16 protein-coding genes are annotated in these 20,460 nt (G+C 65.7%); 5 read left to right on the forward strand and 11 right to left on the reverse strand.

Going from position 1 to position 20,460, the window contains the following annotated elements:
• The first annotated feature begins 77 nt into the window (after window positions 1–77).
• Both EPN33_01785 and EPN33_01790 read left to right on the forward strand, forming a co-directional pair.
• Window positions 78–341 carry an Arc family DNA-binding protein gene (locus EPN33_01785; protein ID TAN24518.1) on the forward strand — a complete coding sequence of 88 codons (264 nt, stop codon included), beginning with the start codon at window positions 78–80 and terminating at the stop codon, window positions 339–341.
• A complete protein-coding gene (locus tag EPN33_01790) occupies window positions 338–721 on the forward strand; it encodes a PIN domain-containing protein (GenBank protein TAN24519.1) in 384 nt (127 codons plus the stop codon). Before EPN33_01785 ends, EPN33_01790 begins: the two co-directional genes overlap by 4 nt.
• On the opposite strand, the gene EPN33_01795 is transcribed toward EPN33_01790, so the two are convergent.
• The 4 genes from EPN33_01795 to EPN33_01810 all read right to left on the reverse strand — a co-directional run bounded on the left by EPN33_01795 (window position 718) and on the right by EPN33_01810 (window position 6,840).
• Complete coding sequence (locus tag EPN33_01795; GenBank protein TAN24732.1) at window positions 718–3,663, reverse strand: hypothetical protein; 2,946 nt, start codon at window positions 3,661–3,663, stop codon at window positions 718–720. The two genes, EPN33_01790 and EPN33_01795, sit on opposite strands and share 4 nt — an antisense overlap.
• Before the next feature lie 133 nt (window positions 3,664–3,796).
• The gene (locus EPN33_01800) at window positions 3,797–4,246 is read right to left on the reverse strand and encodes a hypothetical protein (GenBank protein TAN24520.1); all 450 of its coding nucleotides are present in this window, start codon (window positions 4,244–4,246) and stop codon (window positions 3,797–3,799) included.
• A gap of 42 nt (window positions 4,247–4,288) precedes the next feature.
• Window positions 4,289–4,702 (reverse strand): DUF3887 domain-containing protein, encoded by a 414-nt coding sequence (locus tag EPN33_01805; protein TAN24521.1) that lies wholly within the window; start codon window positions 4,700–4,702, stop codon window positions 4,289–4,291.
• An 11-nt stretch (window positions 4,703–4,713) separates the two neighbouring features.
• Entirely contained in the window at window positions 4,714–6,840 is a 2,127-nt protein-coding gene (locus EPN33_01810; protein TAN24522.1) for a M20/M25/M40 family metallo-hydrolase, read from the reverse strand.
• 279 nt (window positions 6,841–7,119) lie between these two features.
• Here EPN33_01810 and EPN33_01815 point away from each other — a divergent pair, with 279 nt between their 5' ends.
• On the forward strand, window positions 7,120–7,557 hold the full coding sequence (locus tag EPN33_01815) for a PIN domain-containing protein (GenBank protein TAN24523.1): 438 nt from the start codon (window positions 7,120–7,122) through the stop codon (window positions 7,555–7,557).
• Window position 7,558: 1 nt separating this feature from the next.
• Here the strand turns inward: EPN33_01815 and EPN33_01820 are convergent, their stop codons facing one another.
• The 4 genes from EPN33_01820 to EPN33_01835 are packed head-to-tail and all read right to left on the reverse strand — an operon-like array spanning window position 7,559 to window position 12,815.
• Window positions 7,559–10,186, reverse strand: a complete 2,628-nt coding sequence (locus tag EPN33_01820) for an ABC transporter permease (protein TAN24524.1) — start codon at window positions 10,184–10,186, stop codon at window positions 7,559–7,561.
• On the reverse strand, window positions 10,183–10,515 hold the full coding sequence (locus EPN33_01825; protein TAN24525.1) for a PadR family transcriptional regulator: 333 nt from the start codon (window positions 10,513–10,515) through the stop codon (window positions 10,183–10,185). Before EPN33_01825 ends, EPN33_01820 begins: the two co-directional genes overlap by 4 nt.
• A 46-nt stretch (window positions 10,516–10,561) precedes the next feature.
• Entirely contained in the window at window positions 10,562–11,401 is an 840-nt protein-coding gene (locus tag EPN33_01830) for a cobalamin-binding protein (GenBank protein ID TAN24526.1), read from the reverse strand.
• The gene (locus EPN33_01835) at window positions 11,394–12,815 is read right to left on the reverse strand and encodes an aspartate aminotransferase family protein (protein TAN24527.1); all 1,422 of its coding nucleotides are present in this window, start codon (window positions 12,813–12,815) and stop codon (window positions 11,394–11,396) included. Before EPN33_01835 ends, EPN33_01830 begins: the two co-directional genes overlap by 8 nt.
• A gap of 134 nt (window positions 12,816–12,949) precedes the next feature.
• Between EPN33_01835 and EPN33_01840 the strand changes: the two genes are divergently transcribed.
• Together EPN33_01840 and EPN33_01845 are read left to right on the forward strand one after the other, a co-directional pair.
• Window positions 12,950–15,028 (forward strand): PAS domain S-box protein, encoded by a 2,079-nt coding sequence (locus tag EPN33_01840; protein TAN24528.1) that lies wholly within the window; start codon window positions 12,950–12,952, stop codon window positions 15,026–15,028.
• A gap of 6 nt (window positions 15,029–15,034) precedes the next feature.
• Window positions 15,035–18,184 carry a PAS domain-containing sensor histidine kinase gene (locus EPN33_01845; GenBank protein TAN24529.1) on the forward strand — a complete coding sequence of 1,050 codons (3,150 nt, stop codon included), beginning with the start codon at window positions 15,035–15,037 and terminating at the stop codon, window positions 18,182–18,184.
• On the opposite strand, the gene msrB is transcribed toward EPN33_01845, so the two are convergent.
• From msrB to coaBC, 3 genes are read right to left on the reverse strand one after another with little or no spacing between them, the layout of a single operon-like run.
• A complete protein-coding gene (msrB, locus tag EPN33_01850) occupies window positions 18,181–18,588 on the reverse strand; it encodes a peptide-methionine (R)-S-oxide reductase (GenBank protein ID TAN24530.1) in 408 nt (135 codons plus the stop codon). The genes EPN33_01845 and msrB overlap by 4 nt on opposite strands.
• Window positions 18,567–19,313: a uracil-DNA glycosylase gene (locus EPN33_01855; protein ID TAN24531.1), complete on the reverse strand. Its 747-nt coding sequence runs from the start codon at window positions 19,311–19,313 to the stop codon at window positions 18,567–18,569. The genes msrB and EPN33_01855 overlap by 22 nt, the downstream gene beginning before the upstream one ends.
• A complete protein-coding gene (coaBC, locus tag EPN33_01860) occupies window positions 19,258–20,454 on the reverse strand; it encodes a bifunctional phosphopantothenoylcysteine decarboxylase/phosphopantothenate--cysteine ligase CoaBC (protein ID TAN24532.1) in 1,197 nt (398 codons plus the stop codon). Before coaBC ends, EPN33_01855 begins: the two co-directional genes overlap by 56 nt.
• Between the last annotated feature and the right edge of the window lie 6 nt (window positions 20,455–20,460).

Below are 20,460 nucleotides of genomic sequence, written 5' to 3' on the forward strand. Positions count from 1 at the left end.
CCGATGGAGTCCCGGTTAGTTATACCACCGCAAGCGGAAAAGGTTCCATGCAACCAAAACGGTTGTAAAATGGTTGCATGGTGTCGATCACCTTGAAAAACGTGCCCGACGACCTGCACGTCCAGCTTAAACAAATGGCGAAGCGAGACGGCAGGAGCCTCAATCAGGAAATACTCGTACGTTTGCGCTCGGCGTTGAGCGCCGTGCCAAAACCGGCAGAGGTGAAAGCACGACTGGCAGCGCTCGACCGGCATCACCGGGCCCTACTAGCCAGCGGATATGTACCGCCGTCGCTGGATGAGATTGTGCGCATCATCCGAGAGGGCCGCGAGAGCCATTGATCGTTGTCGACGCGAACATTATCGTGTACTACTGCCTGCCCGGACCGCAAAATGAAGCGGCGAAGCTGCTGTCAGTTGTCGAGCCTGACTGGCAGGCTCCCGCGCTGTGGCGCTCGGAGTTGCGGAACGTGCTGGCTGGCAAGCTACGCCATGGCATGGCGATGTCAGCGGTGCTCGACGCGCTGTCGGATGCGGAGCGATGCATTGCCGATACGCATGAAGCGGACAGCCGGCGCGTAATGGAACTGGCCGCTACGACGCATTGCACCGCTTACGATCTCGAATATGCGGCACTGGCGCTGCAACTCCACGTAGATCTGGTCACGATGGACACGGAGCTGCTACGGGCGTTTCCGGAGATTGCGCGGCCGCTGGTTTAATTGCCGGCTCCGCCCAGCAGCGCGTTGGCTTGCGCTTGCAGGGCGTCGAGCTGGGCTTTGAGCACCTGATAGCGGGCGATGGCGTCCTGACCGATTTGCTGATCGGCGCGGTTGGTCATGCCGTAGAGATAGGTGATCTGGGTTTGCAACTCGGGCTGGCTGTAGCGGATGGCAGGAGTGATGAGCTGCGCCGCCAGCGCCTCCAGTCTGGCCGGATCGACCTTGGGCGAGGGATCTTTTTGGGCTGTGCGGATGCGAGCGACGAGTTGGTTGACTTGGCTGACCAACGCCAGCACGCGCTGGTTGTGATCGAATTGCTGCTGCAAATCCACCTGCGTCACGCCGTCGCCGGTGTTGCGGGGATCTTCAACCAGCGTCAGCGGCTGAGTTTGGCTCCAGGAGCCGAAGCTGAGGCGCACCTGATATTGGCCGGGAACGGCCAGCGGGCCGTTACCACCGTGCGGCTGGCGGGCGCTTTCCCATGGGCCGGGATAGTGCAGATTCCAGGTGAAGCGGTGCATGCCGGGCGTGGCGGCGAGGCGCTGGGGCGAGCCGAAGCGGCCAAAGCGGCTGCGGGCTGGAGCGGGCGCGTTGCTGGAAAACGTCTGGATCACGTTGCCGGCCGAATCGAGGATTTCGAGCTGCAGCGGCGCGGCGGGCGTGGCTTTGAGGTAGTAACCGATCAGAGCGCCCGGTGCAGGATAGGATGGGCCGGCGGCGCGTCCGAAACCGAAGAACCCGTAACCGCTGCCGGAGCGGATGGCGGTGCGAGGCGCAAACAGGTAGGCGTTCGAGGCCTCGATGGCCGGCGTCAGGTGCTCCAGCGGGCTGAGATTGTCCAAAATCCAATCGGAGCGGCCTTGGGTGGACAGGATCAGATCGCCGTGAGCGATTTTGATGTCGGTGACGGGCGTATGCGGCAGATTGAGCTGGAACGGCTGCCAGTGGCCGCCGTTGTCGAAGGAAACGTACATACCGAACTCGGTGCCAGCGAAGAGCAAGCCGGGGCGGACGGGATCTTCGCGGACCACGCGCGTGGGCGAGTTGCCGGGAATGCCGTTATGGCCATCGGTGAGCAGCGTCCAGTGGGCGCCGAAATCGCCGGTGCGGTAGATGTAGGGCTTGAAGTCGCCAAGCAGATAGCGATAAATCGCGGCGTAAGCGCCGGCGGCGGAATAGGGGCTGGGGTCAATGTTCTGGACGCGGCCACCGGGCGGGAGGCCTTGGGGCGTGACATTGGCCCAGGTTTTGCCACTGTCGCGGGTCACGTAGATGAGGCCGTCGTTGGAGCCAGTCCAGATCACGCCTTTTTGGACCGGCGAGACGCGGATGGAGTAGAGCGTACTGTAGACTTCTTCGCCGGTGGCATCGCGGGTGATGGGCTGGCCGCTGGCAATTTGCGTGCCCGGAGGATGCGCGGTGAGATCGGGGCTGATGCGCTGCCAGTGCACGCCGCCATCGAGGGTGCGGTGCAAGTATTGCGAACCATAGTAAACGGCGTAGGGCGGATGGGGCGAGACTTCCATCGGCGCCACGCGCTGGAAGCGGTCGATGAGGCGCGGCGGGTTGTTGCCGTAGAGTGATTGCGCGCCGACCCAGTAATTCATTTCGTTGTGGGTGCGGATGTCCTCGCGCGTGAACTGGCCCTTGCAGCCGCCGTAGACGATGTCGGGTTTGGCGGGATCGGGAATGATGGGGCCGGTTTCGCAGCCGGGGCCGGAACGGAAGGCCTGATCATCGCCGAGCGGCAGGCTGGGGATGATGACGGTGTCGTCGTCCTGCTGGGCGCCATAGATGCGGTAGGGGTGCTGGTCATCCACGGCGACCTGATAGATTTCCGCGGTGGGCTGATTGAGCTGCGTGCTCCAGGTCTTGCCGCCGTCGAGCGAAACGTTGGCGCCGCCGTCGTTGGCCTGGATCATGTCGAGCGAATTGCTGGGATTGATCCAGATGCCGTGATTGTCGCCATGCGGCGTGCGCTCGCGCTGAAAGGTTTTGCCGCCATCGGTGGACTGGAACCAGTTCTCGTCGCCAACGTAAACCACATCGGCATGGTTGGGATCGACGCCGAGCGCGTCGTAGTAGAAGGGGCGCGTGATCAGCTCGGCGTTGCCGTTGATGAGCGACCAATGCGCGCCTGCATCTTCGGAGCGGTACAGGCCGCTGCCGGGCTTGGCCTCGATGAGCGCGTAGATGCGGTTGGGAGCGACGGCAGAAATCTTGATATTGCTGCGGCCGAAGAGCTGCTCGGGCAGGCCGTTGCCGAGCTTGGTCCAGTGATCGCCACCGTCGGTGGATTTGTACAGGCCTGCACCCTGGCTGGCTTCTGAGCCGCTGATGATGGTCCAGGGCTTGCGCAGACCGTGCCAGAGGCCAGCGTAGAGAATCTGCGGGTTGACCGGATCCATGGCCAGCGCGGATGCGCCCAGCTCGGGCGAGATGTAGAGCACCTTCTGCCAGGTTTGGCCGCCGTCGCGGCTGCGGTAGACGCCGCGATCGGGGCCGTTCGCGAAGGGATTGCCCTGCGCGGCAACGTAAACAAGATTGGGGTCATGCGGCGCAATGTCAATGAAGCGAATCTGGCCGGCGTCGGGCAGGCCGGCGAACGTCCAGGTTTTGCCGGCGTCGGTGGATTTGTACAGGCCGCGGCCGATGGAGACGTTGCTGCGAATGTCGGCTGAACCCGTGCCGGCATAGACGACGTTCGGATCAGATGGCGCGACAGCGATGGCGCCCATCGACCCAACGGTGAAGTACTTGTCGCTGACGTTGCTCCAGGCTGCGCCGGCATCGGTGGTTTTCCAGACGCCGCCCCCGGTCGAGCCGAAGTAGAAGGTGTTGGGCTCGCTCGCGACGCCGGCGACCGCGGTCACGCGGCCGCCACGGAAGGGACCGATCAGGCGATAGCGCATGCCGCTCCAGAAAGCGGGATTGACCGGCATGGGAATCTGAGGAAGGGCAGGAAGCGCGGCAACGGCCAGCAGGGCGAGCGGCAGCAAGCGGTAGATTCGGCGACGCAGCATAGGGCGGATTATAGCGGCATCAGCCCTGCTCGGGAATGTTATGACGTACGGTTCACTCTGGCGCCGGCGGATGATGAAAGCGGGCTGGGAGGGGTGCGGGCGCGGAGACGCCGAGGATTAAGCCGAGAGCGGCAAAGGCCAGGGCCGTAGCAACGGCTGGCCGCACGGGGCTGCCGAGGCCGGCATTGATGCGCACCAGCGACCAGAAAACGCCGCCGATGAAGCCGAAGAGACCATAGCAAAAGCTGAAGGCCAGTGTGGCGGCACCGCGGCCGCACTCACCCTCGCGCGGCAACAAGCAGGTGGCGAGCGCGACGACGGTACAAAGAACTGCCAGGGTCACGAGAGCGAAGACGGGGCGCGGCAGGAAGCGGCTGGGAGCATCACCGTGGCTGAAATGAATGACGAGAGCGTGAGGCAGCGCCGTCCAGCGCAGGCCCAGGAGCAGCGCATAGGCCGCGGTCATCAGCCACAGCGGCAGCAGGCGGCCTCGGACGCGCATGGTAATAACCTACCCTGACGCGAGCGTATCTTTGGGCGGATTCTAGGAACCACCGGCCAGGTGCAGGCCGGTAACCTGGAGATTGGCATTAGCCAGAGTCCAGTCGAGAAATTGCGTGCCTCGGAGGAAGTGGCAGGCCACGACTACATCGGTGGCCGTGGCGCCATGCTGGCGATTCTCGACGGCGGAAGCGCTATCGAAGCTGCCGTATTTACTCTCGAAGCCCTGCCAGAGCTTGGCCATTTGCATCGGTGGGAGAGCTTTTTGGAGCGCCGGACTGAAACGGGCGTAGACCTGAGAAAAATGCTGACCGGCAAGTTGATACGTGATCGCCACGGCGGCAGTGCTAGCCTTTACGTCGCCAGGGCTGTCGCCCTTGTTGTTGACACAGCCGCCGGCCAAAAGACAGGCTATGGCCAGCAGCGGAAGGCTCATTTGGCGCCAGGCACGGAGCACTCCTTCAATTATTACCAGGAATGGGCGAGAGTCTCGATGATCTGCGTCAGGGAATCCAAATCCCTGGTGTCGATAACTTCCGCGGGCGAGTGCGAGGTGCGCAGGGGCCAGCCCAAGGGCAAATCGACCGAGCCATAGGGCAGAAAAGCGGAACCATCATTGCCGCCGCTGGTTTCGCCAATCTGCACGGGAATGTGGGCGGCAAGCGCCATCGAGCGCACGCGGCGGGCGAGGTCCCAGGGGGTAATGCTGGAGTCGTCGATGGCGCGGATGACGAAGCCATCGCCGAGCGCGGCGTCGGCGTAGCGGTGCGACTCGAGGGGCGAGTCGGAACTGACGAAGGTGTCGATGGCGAAGACGTAATCAGGCGCATGGCCGGCCGCGGCCATGCGGGCAGCGATAACTTTGGCGCCCAGCAGGCCTTCTTCCTCGCCGGTGGACCAGGCGAGGGTGACGTCGCGACCAGGCAGGCTGGGGCCCAGCGCCCAGGCGGCGGCAATGAGCGCGGCACAGCCGACACGATCGTCAAAACTGCGGGCACTGGCGCGGTCGGCCAGCAGCGCGCGATAGCGTTTGGGAATGGTGACGGTGTCGCCGGCGGCAATGCCCAACGCCTGAACTTCGGCCGGCGTGTGCGCACCAACGTCCGCCCAGAGGGGCATGCCACGCTCGAATTTGAAACCGGGCTGATCCCAGCCTTGCGGGAGTTCGAGCACGGCGGGGCGCATCCCCTTGCCGGTATGCACGACGAGCGGGTGACCAATGTAGAAGCGCAGGTCGACGCCGCCGCGGGTTTCGAGGCGCACCCGGCCGTCGGGGGCAATCGCTTGCACGGCGAAACCGGTTTCATCCTGATGGGCGACAAACAGGATGCGGGGGGCGTTGGGTCCGCTATCAGCCCCATGCAGTACCAGGTCGCCGGCGCTGTCGCTGATGGGGTGCGCCCAGGGCGGCAGCAGGTTCTGGATCGCCTGCGCGACGCGCGACTCGTGCGGATGCACGCCATACTGCGCGACCAATTGCTGCAGCGCCGCGGTGGGCGTGGGTGCGGTAGCGGGGCGCGCGGGCAAGGGCGGGAGCGGCAGCAGCGCAGGCTGCGGCAGCAGCGGTGCCGACGGGGTCTCGCCGAGTGCTTTCTCCACGCGCGCGACCAGATCGTCCAGCGGTTTGGCGTCGATCGTGGCGGCGGGTGTGGAGCGCCAATGCACCGGAATCGACCAATATTGGAGGGTGGGAACCGGTGCCGCAGCCTGCGCCGCACGTAAGCGCCGGGCCTGGCGCGGCGGCGCCGGCCAGCCTACCAGTACCGCCGGGACGGGAGCGGCGGCGTTCGTCTGCTGCGCAAGCTGCTCGCGCACGCGAGCGAGGCCGCGTCCACCGCTCCATTGCTGCGTCACAAAGGCGATGGTGACCGGGCCGGGCAGTTTGGCCGCGTCCACATGGCGCAGGGCTTCGACCAGCACCGCCGCGCCATAGCGGTTGCCGATGCTAAAGCCGGTAAGCGCACCATCGCCGAGCACCTGCAACTGGCGGTCGAGCGCAATCGGGCTGAGCACATGGACGCCGGCGGCGCGCGTCTCCGCGGCGGAGGAGGCGCCGACGTCGACATACATGTTGTCCAGGTTTGCCGGATCGGGCGGGTTCAGGCGGCCGCCGCGCAAGTGGACCGAAAGGCCGGTAACGACGCCTTGCAGCCAATGGCCGGATGGGGTCTGCACCTGAATAGGCTGACCTGTGGCCAACACATTGAACAGGGGCAGGAAACCGCGCGTGGGCAGGCGCTCGACGCGCAGATAGCCCTGGCTGGTGATGGCGCTGACTACGTAGCCCGGCTCGTCGAGCGGCGCCACCAGCAGCAGCGGCGCGCCCGTGGCGGCGGCTGGCGGCGAGAGAGTGACAATGACATCGCCGAGATTGTCGCGCGTGGGATTGAAGGCGGCAAGTTCATCGGCGATGTGATTGGCCAGCGCGCTCTCGTAGCCAGACACCGCGGGCGTGGCCACGTAGTTGCGCAAATCCTGCGCCATGGAGCCGGAGACGGCCTGGGCGATGGCAAGGGCAGCTAAAAGAGCGCACGTAGCCGAAAGTGCAAGGAAGCGGCGCACGCTTTCCATGCTACTCGGGATGGCGGTTGACATCACAATGCAATTTGCGCATCATTTTGCTATGCGGACGACAATATCCGTAAACGATGACTTATTGGAAGAAGTGCATCATTATGCCAGCAGCCGCGGCCTGCGGTTCAGCCGGGCGGTCGAAGAGCTGCTCAAGCGGGGACTGAAGCCACGCCCCCTTCCGGTGCAGTCCCCAGGGGACGGGCTAGAGCCATTCGACCTTCCAGCCGGTTCCCCGGCAATGACATTAGAGAGATTGCTCCAGCTTGAGCGGGACATGGAAGATGAAGAGGACGCAAGGAAATGGTCGCCCTCCTCGACGTAAATGTTCTCATCGCGATTACGTGGCCAGCCGATCCGGCACATTCAAAGTGCCGCGAATGGTTTATACACACGTGCCCTCAGGGATGGGCAAGTTGCCCATTGACGCAAACCGGGTACGTTCGCGTCATTACGAGCCCGGGATTTTCGCCTGATGCACCTTCGATCGCAGAGGCCGTTTCCAAGCTTGAACGCCACATTGCCCACCGGGATCACCAATTTTGGGCAGCAGATCTGCAACTGCCAGAAGTGTGGCGCTATTTCGTTGGCCGGCTGCAAGGGCATCGGCAAATCACGGATGCATACCTGTTGGCGCTTGCCATTCATCGCGGGGGCGTGCTGGTCACACGAGATAGAGGTATTCGTTCGCTGCTGCCCGCGGGCAGCCCACTGGTGAAGCATCTGCTGGTGCTGGAATGAATTATTCGTAGCGCAGGGCGACGGTGGGATCGACGCGGGTGGCGCGGCGGGCGGGGAGATAGCAGGCGGCGAGAGCCACCAGAATCAGGACGGCGGCGACGGCGAGCAGCGTGACGGGATCGTCGGGGCGGATCTGGTAGAGCATGCCGCTGAGGAAGCGCGTGAGCGCCAGCGCCGCGGCCAGGCCGAGGATCACACCCAGCAAAGCCAGGCGCATGCCTTCACGCACGACCGAGCGCAGGACATCGGCGCGCTGTGCGCCGAGCGCCATGCGGATACCGATCTCGTGGACGCGGCGGCTGACGGTATAGCTGAGCACGCCGTAAAGGCCGATGGCGGCGAGGAAAACGGCGCAGAGCGCAAACAGCGCACTGAGGGTGGTTTCGTAACGGCGCGGAGCGGTGCTGGCAGCGAGGACGCCTTGCAGGGTTTGCTGGCTGGCGACCGCTACGTTGCGGTTCACCCTGGCAAGCACGCGCCGGATCACGGCGCCGGCGGCTTGAGGCGACAGGCGCGTGCGTACGATCAGGCTCTCGCCGGGTTCAGCGAAGAACCAGATGGGAACGTAAACGGCGAGTGCAGCCGGTTTCTCCGCGCCATCACGCACGTCGCCGACGACGCCGACGATTTCGAAGGGCTTGGGCGTTTCGTTCGGCGCCCACATCAGGTGCAGGCCGAGGGGATTGCGGCCGGGCAGCAGGCGCTGGGCGACGCTTTGGGAGATGACGGCCACATCGTTGCCGCGATCAGATTCCGCGATGCGCCGGCCGGCGATGAGGGGCAGCCCCATGACCTGGCTCAGCCCTGGGCTGACGAAATAGAAATCACCTAGTTTGACATCCGTTTTGGGCCGCGGGGCTTCGCGGAACTCGATGTCATCGCCCCAGCTTCCGCCCAGTAGCGGCAGCACCGGCGTAACGCCGGCGCCGTCAATGCCGGGCAGCTCTCGCACTTGGGCCAGGGCCTGGTGATAGAAGCCGGGAAACCCGGGAGGGGAGCGGAAGTCGGAGTAAGGTGTCACCAGCTTCAGCGCCAGCACATTCTCCTGCTGCATCCAGGCGTTGGCCTGCCCGATGCGCGCCAGACTCTGGACGAGCAGCAAAGCGCCGGCGAGCAGGATTCCGCACAGCGCCACCTCGGCCACAACCAGGGCGTTGCGCAGGCGGCTGTGGCCGCCGCTGACGCGCGCGCCGGCACTGCGCATGGCCTCGCCGGGCTGTACGCGGGTGAGCAGCAGGAGGGGTAGACCGGCAAACAGCAACGCGGCGACCATCGCCGCGGCGAGCGTAAACCAGAGGGCTGGCGCGCTCAGGTGAATCTCAGCCAGGCGCGGAATGCCAACGGGGGCGTGCCGGACAAGAAGATCCAACGCGCCGGCGGCAAGGAGTAAGCCGAGGCCGCCGCCGCCAACGGCCAGCAGAGCGGCTTCCGTCAGGAATTGCCGGAGCAAGCGGCGCCGCGTGGCGCCGAGCGAGGCGCGCATGGCGACTTCGCGGGCGCGATCCGTATTCTTCGCCAGCAGCAGATTGGCCAGGTTCACGCAGACGATCAGCAACACAAGCAACGCGGCGGCTTCGAGCATCCACAAGGCCCGTACGGCGGGGCCGAGGATGGCAGCCTTGAGCGGCGTGAGCGTCGCGTAAAGGTTGAATTGACCTGGGGCAACGTGCCGGTAAGAGTCGCCGCGGCGCGCAATGCCGCCTTCGACGGTGTTCAGTTGCGCCAGGGCCTGCTGCGGGCTGACTCCAGGCCGCAAGCGCGCGATGACGGTGTATTGGAACCCGCCGATGCCGGGCGTGCCATCGCCGGGGGGGGCGGGGATATAGTCGGGAAGAAACAGCTCCGGCGCTGGACTTTTCCATACGCCGGGAAAACGGAAGTTGGCGGGTAGCACTCCGATAACGCTGTACGGGTTGCCGTTCAGCGTAAGCGATTTCCCGAGCGCATGCGCGTGGCTGGCCGCCACCACCACTTCGTGGTTATGGCCCGGCTCAGTTTCGCCCGGCAGAAAGTTGCGGCCGCGCGTCATCGCAACGCCCAGCAGCGGAAAAAAGTTCGCCGGCACGAATGCCGCCTGCACCTGGCGCGTACGGCCGCTGCCGGTGAGTACCAGCTTTTGCGGGAGAAGCGCGGCCATGCCCGCAAAAGCAGAACAGCGCGTTTGCCAGAGTTTGAAGTTGCCGCCGTTGGCGTCGAACTGGGGCGCGAAGTGGCTCCATTGGGGGACGACCTCGTGAATGGTGTACAACTGCTGCGGCTGGCGATACGGCAGCGCGCTCAGGAGCATGCCGTTGAGCATCGAGAAGATAGCGGTGTTGGCGCCGATACCGAGAGCGAGAGTGAGAATCGCGACCGTGGTGAAACCGGGAGAGCGGCGGAGCTGGCGCAGGCCCTGGCGCACATCGGCGCGCAGTTCGCTCAGGAGGCGCACGCCGAGCGCCTCGCGGCACTCTTCCTGGCAGCGCTGGTAGCCGCCGAATTCGATGCGGGCGCGGCGCTCGGCCTCGGCAGAGTTCAGGCCTTCAGATGCCAGTGCGGCGGCGCGGCGGCGGAGATGCGCCTGCAGCTCTTCTTCCATTTCGCGCTCAAGTTGGGCGCGGCGGAATAGCCAGGCGAGGAGAGCCTTCATAGCTCTTCCCTGCTCGCGCGCAAAACCGCGCCCATGGCTTCCACCAACTGCTCCCAATCGGCGGTCTCCTCGCGCAGGCGTTTGCGGCCGGTGGCGGTGAGGGCATAGAACTTGGCACGCTGATTATTATCCGAGACGCCCCAGCGGGCGGTGAGCCAGCCGCGGCGGACGAGACGATAGAGCGCGGGATAGAGCGCGCCCTGCTCGATGCGCAGCGCGCCGGCGGAGATTTGGCCGATGCGCACCAGAATGCCGTAGCCATGCTGCGGCTCGAGCGAAACGGCTTTGAGAATGAGCAGGTCGAGGGTGCCGGGCAGGAGTTGCGCCATATGGTCCTAATTTGCTTAGGACTATAGCGCCGCGGCGCAAAAGCTGTCAACCCAAGTCGGGATCGCAGCGCTCTTCGGGGTGCAGCGCGGGCGGCACGTCGGCGCCGGCAACGCGGGCGAGAATGCGATGAAGCTGGCGGACGCCTTCGGTGAGTGAGGCCGGGCCGGGCTGGAGAATATAGGTGGACTTGATCTCGTAGATATGGCCGGCGCGGACGGCAGCGGTCGCGTCCCAACCGGAGCGTGCAGCGATGGCGCGCTTGTTCACCTTCTGGCCGCACCAGGAAGCGATGACGACCTCGGGGTTGCGCCAGGCCGCTTCTTCCGGTGCAACGATGCGCTCGGTAGCGCTGGATCGATGGCGCAGCTCCGGAAATATGGGTTCGCCACCGGCGATTTCGATCAGCTCTTCGACCCAGCGGATGCCGGTAATGAGCGGCGCTTTCCATTCTTCAAACAGGACGCGAGGGCGGTGCGGGAATTTAGCGGCGCAAGCGGCGATCGCTTCGAGATTGGTGCGCAACTCCGTTTCGAGGGCGCGGCCGCGCGCTTCCGCGCCGACCAGGCGAGCGAGCGTGGCCATCATGGCGAAGATTTCTTCGACGCTGCGCTGGTTAAAGTTGAAGACGGTGGCGCCGCGGCGCACCAGCTCGCGCGAAATATCCGCCTGCAGGTCGGAAAAGGTCAGCACCAAGTCGGGCTGCAGAGCGAGGATGGCGTCGAATTTGGCGTTGATGAAGGCAGAAACGCGGGGCTTTTTGCGCGCCTCCGGCGGCCGGACGGTGTAGCCGGAAACGCCTACGATGCGGTCGCCTTCGCCGAGGCGATAGAGCGTCTCCGTCGTTTCTTCCGTCAGGCAAACAATGCGTTGGGGCCAATTAGGCAAGACGGCCACCCTCTTCCTGAATGCGGCGCCAGGCGGCGGTGACGTGTTTCTCTTCGGTCTCCATCTGGCCGATGCACATGCGCAGGACGTAGCGGCCGTTCAGCTTGGTGTGCGTCAGGAAAAGCGCGCCGCTGGCGTTGAGGCGCTGGAGCAGCTTCTCGTTCACTTCGTCGCTGCCGCGCAGGCGGAAACAGACGAGGTTCAGCGGCGCCGGCGCGGCCAGCTCAAAGTGCGGATCGCTGCGCACCCAGCGGGCAAACTCCTGCGCCAGGGTGACGTGGCGGCGCACGGCCTGGCGCAGGCCTTCAACGCCGTAGGCGCGGATGACGAACCATAGCTTCAGGGCGCGGAAGCGGCGGCCGAGCGGAATCTGCCAGTCGCGGTAGTCGATGACGGCGCCACTGGCGCTGGCGGCATTGCGCAGGTACTCGGGCAGGATGCTGAGAGCGGCAATGAGGGCCGCACGCTCGCGTACCCAGAGGCAACTGCAATCGAAGGTGGTGAACATCCACTTGTGCGGGTTGAAGTTGTAGCTATCCGCCAGGTCGAGGCCGGTGAACCAGCGGCGGAACTCGGGACACAAGGCGGCGGTGCCGCTCATAGCGGCGTCGACATGCAGCCATAGGCCGTGTTGACGGGCGATACGGCCGATGGCGGCGAGCGGGTCCATGGCGTTGGAGGAGGTGGTGCCGATGGTCGCGGCCACAAAGCAGGGCTGGAAGCCGGCCTGCTGGTCGGCAGTAATCTGCGCCTCGAGCGCGGCCGGATCGAGAGCAAAGTCCTTGTCGACCGGGATCAGACGCAGGTGCTCGCGGCCGAGGCCGGCGATGGTCACCGCCTTTTCGACGGAGGAGTGGGCCTGCGTCGAGGCATAGGCGGTAAGGCGCGTACCGGCCTCCCCAAGCCCCTTCTGGTTTCCGCTGCCCGCGGTGGCGCGTTCGCGCGCGGCCAGCAGGGCGCAGAGGGCGGAGCTGGAGGCGGTGTCCTGGATGACGCCACCGCCGGCGCTGGTCGAACGGAAGGCCTCGGGCAGGGCCAGCATCTCCACCAGCCAGTCGAGAACGTGGGTTTCCAGTTCGGTGCAGGCGGGCGAAGTAGCCCAGAGCATGCCCTGCACCCCCAGGCCGGCGGATAAGAGCTCACCGAGGATCGAGGCTCCGGAACTGTTGGAGGGGAAATAGGCGAAAAAGTTAGGTGACTGCCAATGGGTAATGCCGGGCAGAATAATCCGGTCGACGTCGGTAAGCACGGCGGAGAAATCCTCGCCGCGCTGGGGCGGATGCGGCGGCAAGGCCGCCCGGATATCGCCCGGCTGGGAGCGGGCCAGAACCGGGCGTTCGGCGATGGATTGACGATAGTTAGCCAGCCAATCCACCAGAGCATGCGCCTCGCGGCGAAAGTTTTCCCAATCCATGCCGATATTATCTACTAGGCTTCCCGGCAGACCGCACGGCGCGGGTTTTGCTTGACGTCGCTAGCCGTTGTGGGCAGACTGACAGCAATTCCCCCCAGGCTCGCGCGGGCCGCCGGACCGAGCGGTGTGCACGCATGGGCTCGTTGTCCCAACACGAAACCGACATGAGCGAGCTCACGCATCGCCTGGCCACGGAGTACGCCGTCAGCCGCATTCTCGCCGAAGCGGGTGATCCGGCGGAGAGTCTCGCGCGGGCGCTGCTGGTGATGGGGCAGGAACTCGACTGGGACTACTGCGTCTGCTGGCGGCTGCAGCCGGGAAGCGAGACGATGCGGCTGCTCGCCAGTTGGCAGCGGGATTCCGGACGGTTGCGCGAGCTCGAGGAAGCGGTGCAGGCGGCGACGCTGCGTCCCGGCCTGGGGCTGGCCGGACGAGTGTGGGCGAAGGCGCAGACCGAATGGGTGGAAGATGCCGGCCAGCCGGGAAACTTTTTTCTGGCCGCCGAGGCCCACCGTGCGGGCATCGATCGCGCGGTCTGCTGCCCGATCTTATTCCAGACCAAGATCGTCGGTCTGCTGGAATTGCTGACCGGCCGGGAGACCCAGCCGCACCCGGTCTCGCTCACGGTTTTGGAGAATCTGGCGGGACAGATCGGGCACTTCCTGAACCACACGACCATGGCGGAGGCACTGCGCGTTTCCGAAGCCCACTTCCGGGCCTTGTTTGACGCCAACATCGCCGGCGTGCACTGCAGCACGCTCGACGGCCGCCCCTTGGCGGTGAACGCCTCGTTTGTCAAAATGTTTGGCTTCCAGTCCGCGGCCGAGGCCATGGCGGTCAACAGCACGGATTTTTACCTCGACCCGCGCGAACGGGACGAGCTGATCGAGCATCTGCGCCGGTACGGCCGGGATGTGAACCGTGAGCTGCGGCTACGCCACCGCGACGGCCACACCCTCTGGGTGCTGTGTAACACCGTGATGATTCCCGGGCTGGAGGGCCAGCCCGACGGCAACGAGAGCACGCTGCTGGACATCACGGAGGCGAAAGACCGCACCCGGAGGCAGTGGCAAGTCTCGAAGCTGGAAAGCATGGGGCGGCTCGCGAGTGGTCTGGCGCACGATTTCAACAATTTTTTGGGCGTCATCAATGGCTATGCCGATCTGGCGCTGAATGCGCTCGAAGCGAACCATCCCGCGCACGAGGCCCTGGAAAAATTGCGGGCGGCGGGGGACAGCGCGGCCGCGCTGACGCGTCAATTGCTCGCCTTTGGGCACCGGCCGGAGAGTGAACCGGAAGCGCTCGATCTGGTGGCCACGGTCCGGACCTCGCTGGGGATGCTGGCGGAAACGCTGGGCCCCGGGGTGCGGGTCCGCATCGAGGCGGCCCCGGAGCTGGCGCCCGTGCGCGCCCAGGCGGCCGGCATCCACCAGATCGTCATGAACCTGGCCATCAATGCACGGGATGCCATGCCCGGCGGCGGCGACCTGCTGGTGCAGATTGATCCGGTCACCATCGATGCCGAGTACACGCGCCACCACGTGCAGGCGCGGCAGGGCGAATACTTGCAATTGGCGGTGAGCGATACGGGCGAGGGGATGGACGCGGACACGCGCCGCCACGTCTTCGAACCGCTGTTCACTACCAAACCTGCCGGCAAAGGCACCGGGCTGGGGCTTTCCAGTGTGTACTCGCTGATGAATCAGCACCGGGGCTGGATCGAACTGTACAGCGAACGCGGCCATGGCACCACGTTCAAGCTCTATTTTCCCGTGGCCGGCGCGACGGCAAGGCTGGCGGCGCCCACGGTGGCCAGCGCTGCCGACCCAGCGGACACGGGGGCTACGGTCGTGCTGGTCGATGATGAGCGCAATCTGCTGCAACTGATGCGCGACATCCTCGAACAGAAAGGCTACCGCGTGATCGCGGCCAGCAGTGGCCAAGAAGCCTTGAGCCGGGTGCGGGCCGCGGGCCGCTCGCCCGAGCTGCTGATTACCGACCTGGTGGTTCCCGGCGGCGGTCCGGTGCTGGCCGCGCAACTGAGTGTTGCCACGCTGTATGTTTCCGGATTTACGCTGGGGGCGGCCACCGCACAAGGCTTGCTGCCCGCCAGTCACGATCCCGGCGCGTTTCTGCAAAAGCCATTTTCTCCCTCCGCCTTGCTCGAACACGTGGCCGTGCGCTTGCAGCAGCACCGGGCCGCAGGAGCTTAGGCGCCCATGGCACGGCCACCGGAGCTGCAGCGCTTCCCGTGGCATTATCCGCCTTCCCCGCGCCTGGAACGGCGCTGGCACATTGTATGCCGGGCGACCGGTGGGCTGGCGGCGCTGACCGCGCTGCTGTCGCTGGCAGGCGCTCTGGGCCACGCCGCGCGAGCCGCGGAAGCGGCCCAGCTCGGGGCCTGGCTGCACCCGGCCGCGGCCATCGCGGTTTTGCTGCTGGCGATCGCCGCCATGCTGGCGCCGCACCAACCGCAGGCCACGAAATGGCTGGCCGCGGCAGCTCTCCTCTGGTCGTTGGTCGCGCTCGGCCACGTGTGGGCCCGCCAGGCGGGCGCCGGAGCGGCGCGTCTGGATCCGGCGCTGGCCTTACTCGCCATCCTGGCGCTGGCGCTGGCGCTGCCGGAGGCCGCGCGGTTCGTGGCGGCCCTGTTGGCGCTGTTCGATCTGTTTTCCGGCTTCGTTACCGTCACGCGAACGCTGACAGGCGGAACGTGGACGCCGCTGGGATCGCATACCTCCGTGCTGGGAACTACCGCGGGCGCGTGCCTGTGCCTGCTCAGTGTCGCCTGGCTGGCGGCCGATCCCCACCTGCGCCCGATTTCGTACTGGCATGAGGCAACGTCGTCGGGTTGGTTGATGCGGCACGTGCTACCGCTGGTATTGGTCTTCCCGTTGCTGTTGACGTGGCTGCAAAGTTACGCGGCCCACCCGCTCGAAGCCAAAATCATTGCGCTGCTGCTGGTGGCCGGCAGCTTTGTATTCTTTTTGACGTTGCTCTGGAAAGCGTCCAGCCTGCTGGACGCGAGCGACCGCAACCGGCTGGAGCGCCAGGCCTACGCCAGCGAGATCAGTGATCTGTACGATCACGCGCCCTGTGGCTACTACTCGCTGGACCCGGGCGGCCGCATTGTGAAAATCAACGAGACAGCGCTGCGCTGGCTGGGCTACCAGCAACGCGATATCGTGGGCCGGGTGCTGTTTGCAGATCTGCTGACCCCGGCCAGCCGGGTGGCGTTTTTGCGCCATTTTCCCATGGTGCAACAATCCAACGCAGTACAAACGCTGGAGCTGGAGCTGCGGCGCGAAGATGGCAGCTTGCTGCCGGTGGCGATCAGCGATGCCGGCGTGTTTGGCGCGGAGGGTGAGTTTCTGCACACCCGTTCGACGCTTTTCGACGTCACCCAGCGCCGCCAGACCGAAAGCGCGCTGCGCATGTCGGAGGCGCGCAACCGCGCCATTCTCGCCTCGGCCGCCGACGCCATCGTCACGCTGGAAGAGAGCGGCGCCATTGCCGACTTCAACCCTGCGGCGGAGCTGATGTTTGGCATGCGCCGCAGCGAAGCCGTACAGCGGCGGGGGGTGGATCTGCTGGTGCGGGATTCGCCGCTGCGGATGCGGCCGCTCGCCACGCTGGCGGTGGAGCTGGAAATTTCCCCGACCCGGCATCTGGAGTTCACCGCCCGGTGCTCGGATGGAACCCTGTTCCCGGCCGAGCTCACGCTCACGCGTGTGGCAGGCCAGTCACCCGGGCTGTTCACGGCCTTTATCCGCGACCTCACCGAGCAAAAGCGAGCGGAGCTGGAACTGCGGGATTCCGAGGAGCGGTTGCGGCTGCTGCTGGATTCTACGGGTGAGGGAATTTTTGCCCTGGATCTGAGTGGCAACTGCATCCTGTGCAACCGTGCCGCGCTGCGGCTGCTCGGCTATGACCACGCGGACGAATTGCTGGGCCGCCCGATTCACAACCTCATCCATCACACCCGCCCCGACGGGCGCCTGTATCCGGGGTTTGAATGCCGCTGCTCCATGGCCGCGCGGCAGGGCAAAGGCGTGGAAGTGGACGACGAGCTGTTTTTCCGCAAAGACGGCAGCAGCTTCCCAGTGGAGTACCGCAGCGCGCCGGTGGAGCGCAATGGGCAGCCGGTCGGCGCTGTGGTCACATTTACGGATATCACCACACGCCGCAATCTGGAAGGCCAGATACGCCAGGCCCAGAAGATGGAAGCGATCGGGCGGCTGGCCGCCGGGGTGGCGCATGACTTCAACAACCTGCTGACGGTGATCAACGGTTACACGGACCTGCTGCTCGAGACCAACGCCGATGCCGGCACGCAGGACAAACTGCGCAGCGTACGCTCCGCGGGCGAGCGCGCGGCGAAGCTCACGCATCAGTTGCTCGCCTTCAGCCGGCAACAGATTCTGCAGCCGCGCGTGCTGGATTTAAACGCCGTGGTGCGTGATCTGGAGCCGCTGCTGCAGCGCACCATTGGCGAAGACGTTGAGCTGAGCTGTCAGCTTGCCGCTGGCCTGCCGCCGGTCAAGGCCGACCCCAGCCAACTGGATCAGGTGCTGATGAATCTGGTGGTGAATGCGCGCGACGCCATGCCCAACGGCGGCCGCGTACGGGTTACAACGGCCGCCAGCGTGTTCAGCGGCGCCACCGGCCAGGCGCCCGCCGGCCTGCAGCCGGGGGGTTACGTGACCTTGGCGGTCAGCGACAACGGTGTGGGCATGGCGCCCGAGACCCAGACCCATATCTTCGAACCGTTTTTTACCACCAAACCCCAGGGCAAGGGCACGGGGCTGGGCTTGCCGACGGTGTTCGGCATCGCCCGGCAAAGCGGCGGTACGGTCACGGTGGAATCGGCACCCGGCCGAGGCACCACCATGCGCGTGTATCTGCCGGTCTACGCCGTGAAGCCGAACGAACTTCCCGCCGCGCATGACCGCACCGATGCCGTCGCCGGCCGCGGTAAAGAAACCATTCTGGTGGCGGAAGGCGAGCCCGAATTACGGCGGCTGATGCTGGAAGTACTGCGCGCCCAGGGCTATCAGGCAATGGAGGCGAACCATCCGGAAGCCGCGATTGAAATCAGCCTGCTGCACTCCGAACCGCTGCACTTGCTCATTACCGACGTCGTGATGCCCGATGTCAACGGCGTGGCGCTGGCAGCGGAGATCGCACGCCATCGCCCCGATCTACGGGTGCTCTACATTGCCGGCTACGCTGACGCCAACGCTGCGCCCCATCCGAGCCTGAAAAAACCGTTTACGCCGGAAGCTCTGCTGCGCATGGTGCGGACGGTGCTGGACCGGCCCGCATCCGAAGCCGCGCGCCTTGCCAGCGGCGGATCGCTCCAGGCCTAGGCGGCCGCGCGCGGCTCGAGCTTGAGCGAGACCGAATTGAGGCAGTAACGGGTGCCCGTGGGGGGCGGGCCGTCGGGAAACTGGTGGCCCAGGTGGCTGCCGCAGCGGCCACACACCACCTCAATGCGCCGCATGCCGTGGGTGGTGTCTTCGTGCAATTCCACGCGGGCGGGGTCGATGGGCGCCCAGAAGCTCGGCCAGCCGGTGCCGGACTCGAACTTGGTAGTCGAATCGAACAGGGCGGCGCCGCAAGCGACGCAATGGTAAACGCCGGCGGCGTGCTCGTTCCAGTAACGGCCGGTAAACGCGGGTTCGGTGCCCTTTTCGCGGGCGGCGTGGTACTCCTCCGGGCTGAGCGCGGCACGCCATTCGGATTCGGATTTCACGATTTTTTCTTGAGGCATAGGTACTCCATGATCAGTTGCAGATCTTTCCAGGCCTCGCGCTTCTGTGCGGGATCGCGCAGCAGATAGGCGGGGTGATAGGTCACCACCAGGCGGGTTTCGAAGTCACCCAGGCGGAGCGTGTGCATGCGGCCGCGCACCGAAGCCAGCGAACCCCGATACGGCCGCAGCGTCTGGGCGGCGGTCGCCCCCAGCGCACAGACCATGCGCGGCGCAATGGCGCGCAATTGGCGCAGCAGGAAGGGCGAACAGGCGGCGATTTCATCGGCCTCGGGCGTGCGATTGCCGGGCGGACGGCACTTGACGACGTTGCAGATGTAGACGTCTTCGCGCCGCAGACCCATGCCTTTCTGGATCATGTCGGTCAGCAGTTGACCGCCGCGACCCACGAAGGGCAGGCCTTGCGCGTCCTCATCCGCGCCCGGGCCCTCGCCCACGAACACCAGTTCGGCGTGCGGATTGCCGCTGCCGAACACGATGGAGTGGCGGCCGAGACCGGCGAGCTTGCAACGGCGGCAGTCGGGGCCGATCTCGGCCTGGATTGCGGCCAGAGATTCGCCTGCTGTAGCCGCGGCATCCGGGACAGAAGCAAAGCTTTTCGTCATGCGCACGCGCTCGATGCCCAGCTCTTGCTGGAACTGCAAATAGGCGGCCAGGCGCTGCTTCCCTTCAGTGCTGAGCGACGGCATGGCGGGAAAGTGCAAGGACGGCGTCCAAAACGGCATCGGCAATCGAGCGTTTGGATGCCTGAGCAAGAGGACGTTCGCCGTCCTGCGCAATCAGGGTTACGGCGTTATCGTCACTATCGAAGCCGATGCCGCTGCGGCTGACATCATTGAGCACCATGAGATCGGCATTCTTGGCGGAGCGCTTGGCGCGCGCCAGATCGAGCGCACGGGCGCTCTCGGTCTCTGCGGCAAACCCAACCAGGATTTGACCGCGCTTGCGCGCGCCGAGACTGGCCAGAATGTCGGGCGTGGGGACCAGCGCCAGCGACGCCGGGACCGCTGCCTTTTTGATTTTTTGTGACTGCGGCGCGGCAGGGCGGTAATCGGCGACAGCGGCGGCCAGCACGGCGATCGTGCAGACATCAAAGGCAGCCTCGGCGGCGGCGGCCATTTCCGCCGCGCTGGTTACCGGAACCAGAGTGACACCTGCGGGCGCGGACAACGCGGTGGGGCCGCTGACGAGGGTGACGCGCGCGCCGCGCTGCCGGGCGGCCTCGGCCAGTGCGTAACCCATGCGGCCGCTGGAGCGGTTGCTGAGATAACGGACGGGATCGATGGCCTCGCGGGTGGGGCCGGCGGTGATCAGGACGTGCTCGCCGGCAAGATCGTGGCGTGCCGGCAAATCGAAGCTGACGGCAAAGATGGCTTCGGGCTCGGCCATGCGGCCTTCGCCCACCATACCGCAGGCCAGTTCGCCTTCTCCCGGCGGCATCACCCTGATACCGCGCGCGCGCAGGGTCGTGACATTGGCCTGCGTGGCGGCGTTATGCCACATCTGCACGTTCATGGCGGGGGCGAGCAGCACCGGCGCCGGAGTTGCGAGCAGCAAGGTGGTGAGGTAATCGTCGGCCAGACCATGCGCCAGGCGCGCCAGGGTATGGGCGGTAGCCGGAGCGACCACAACCGCGTCGGCTGCCTGGGCGGCGGCGACGTGCTCGATGGCGGCGGGATTGCGGCCAAACAGGTCGGTCAGCACCGGCTCGCCGCTCAGCGCCGCCAGCGTCACGGGGGTCACAAAACGCCGCGCCGCGCGCGTCATCACCACTTGCACGCTGTCGCCGTGCTTACGGTACAGGCGCACCAGCTCGGCGGCTTTGTAGGCCGCGATGCCGCCGGAAATGCCGAGCAGCACGCGCATGGCGCT

It is taken from the genome of Acidobacteriota bacterium (genome assembly GCA_004299485.1).
GTDB lineage: Bacteria > Acidobacteriota > Terriglobia > Terriglobales > SCQP01 > SCQP01.

Excerpts from the sequence above, each read along its gene's own strand:
- EPN33_01785 (TAN24518.1), top strand. The coding sequence starts at position 78 with ATGGTGTCGATCACCTTGAAAAACGTGCCCGACGACCTGCACGTCCAG.
- EPN33_01795 (TAN24732.1), bottom strand. The coding sequence starts at position 3,663 with ATGCCGGTCAATCCCGCTTTCTGGAGCGGCATGCGCTATCGCCTGATC.
- EPN33_01800 (TAN24520.1), bottom strand. The coding sequence starts at position 4,246 with ATGCGCGTCCGAGGCCGCCTGCTGCCGCTGTGGCTGATGACCGCGGCC.
- EPN33_01810 (TAN24522.1), bottom strand. The coding sequence starts at position 6,840 with ATGTCAACCGCCATCCCGAGTAGCATGGAAAGCGTGCGCCGCTTCCTT.
- EPN33_01815 (TAN24523.1), top strand. The coding sequence starts at position 7,120 with ATGGTCGCCCTCCTCGACGTAAATGTTCTCATCGCGATTACGTGGCCA.
- EPN33_01820 (TAN24524.1), bottom strand. The coding sequence starts at position 10,186 with ATGAAGGCTCTCCTCGCCTGGCTATTCCGCCGCGCCCAACTTGAGCGC.
- EPN33_01825 (TAN24525.1), bottom strand. The coding sequence starts at position 10,515 with ATGGCGCAACTCCTGCCCGGCACCCTCGACCTGCTCATTCTCAAAGCC.
- EPN33_01835 (TAN24527.1), bottom strand. The coding sequence starts at position 12,815 with ATGGATTGGGAAAACTTTCGCCGCGAGGCGCATGCTCTGGTGGATTGG.
- EPN33_01840 (TAN24528.1), top strand. The coding sequence starts at position 12,950 with ATGGGCTCGTTGTCCCAACACGAAACCGACATGAGCGAGCTCACGCAT.
- EPN33_01845 (TAN24529.1), top strand. The coding sequence starts at position 15,035 with ATGGCACGGCCACCGGAGCTGCAGCGCTTCCCGTGGCATTATCCGCCT.
- msrB (TAN24530.1), bottom strand. The coding sequence starts at position 18,588 with ATGCCTCAAGAAAAAATCGTGAAATCCGAATCCGAATGGCGTGCCGCG.
- EPN33_01855 (TAN24531.1), bottom strand. The coding sequence starts at position 19,313 with ATGCCGTTTTGGACGCCGTCCTTGCACTTTCCCGCCATGCCGTCGCTC.
- coaBC (TAN24532.1), bottom strand. The coding sequence starts at position 20,454 with ATGCGCGTGCTGCTCGGCATTTCCGGCGGCATCGCGGCCTACAAAGCC.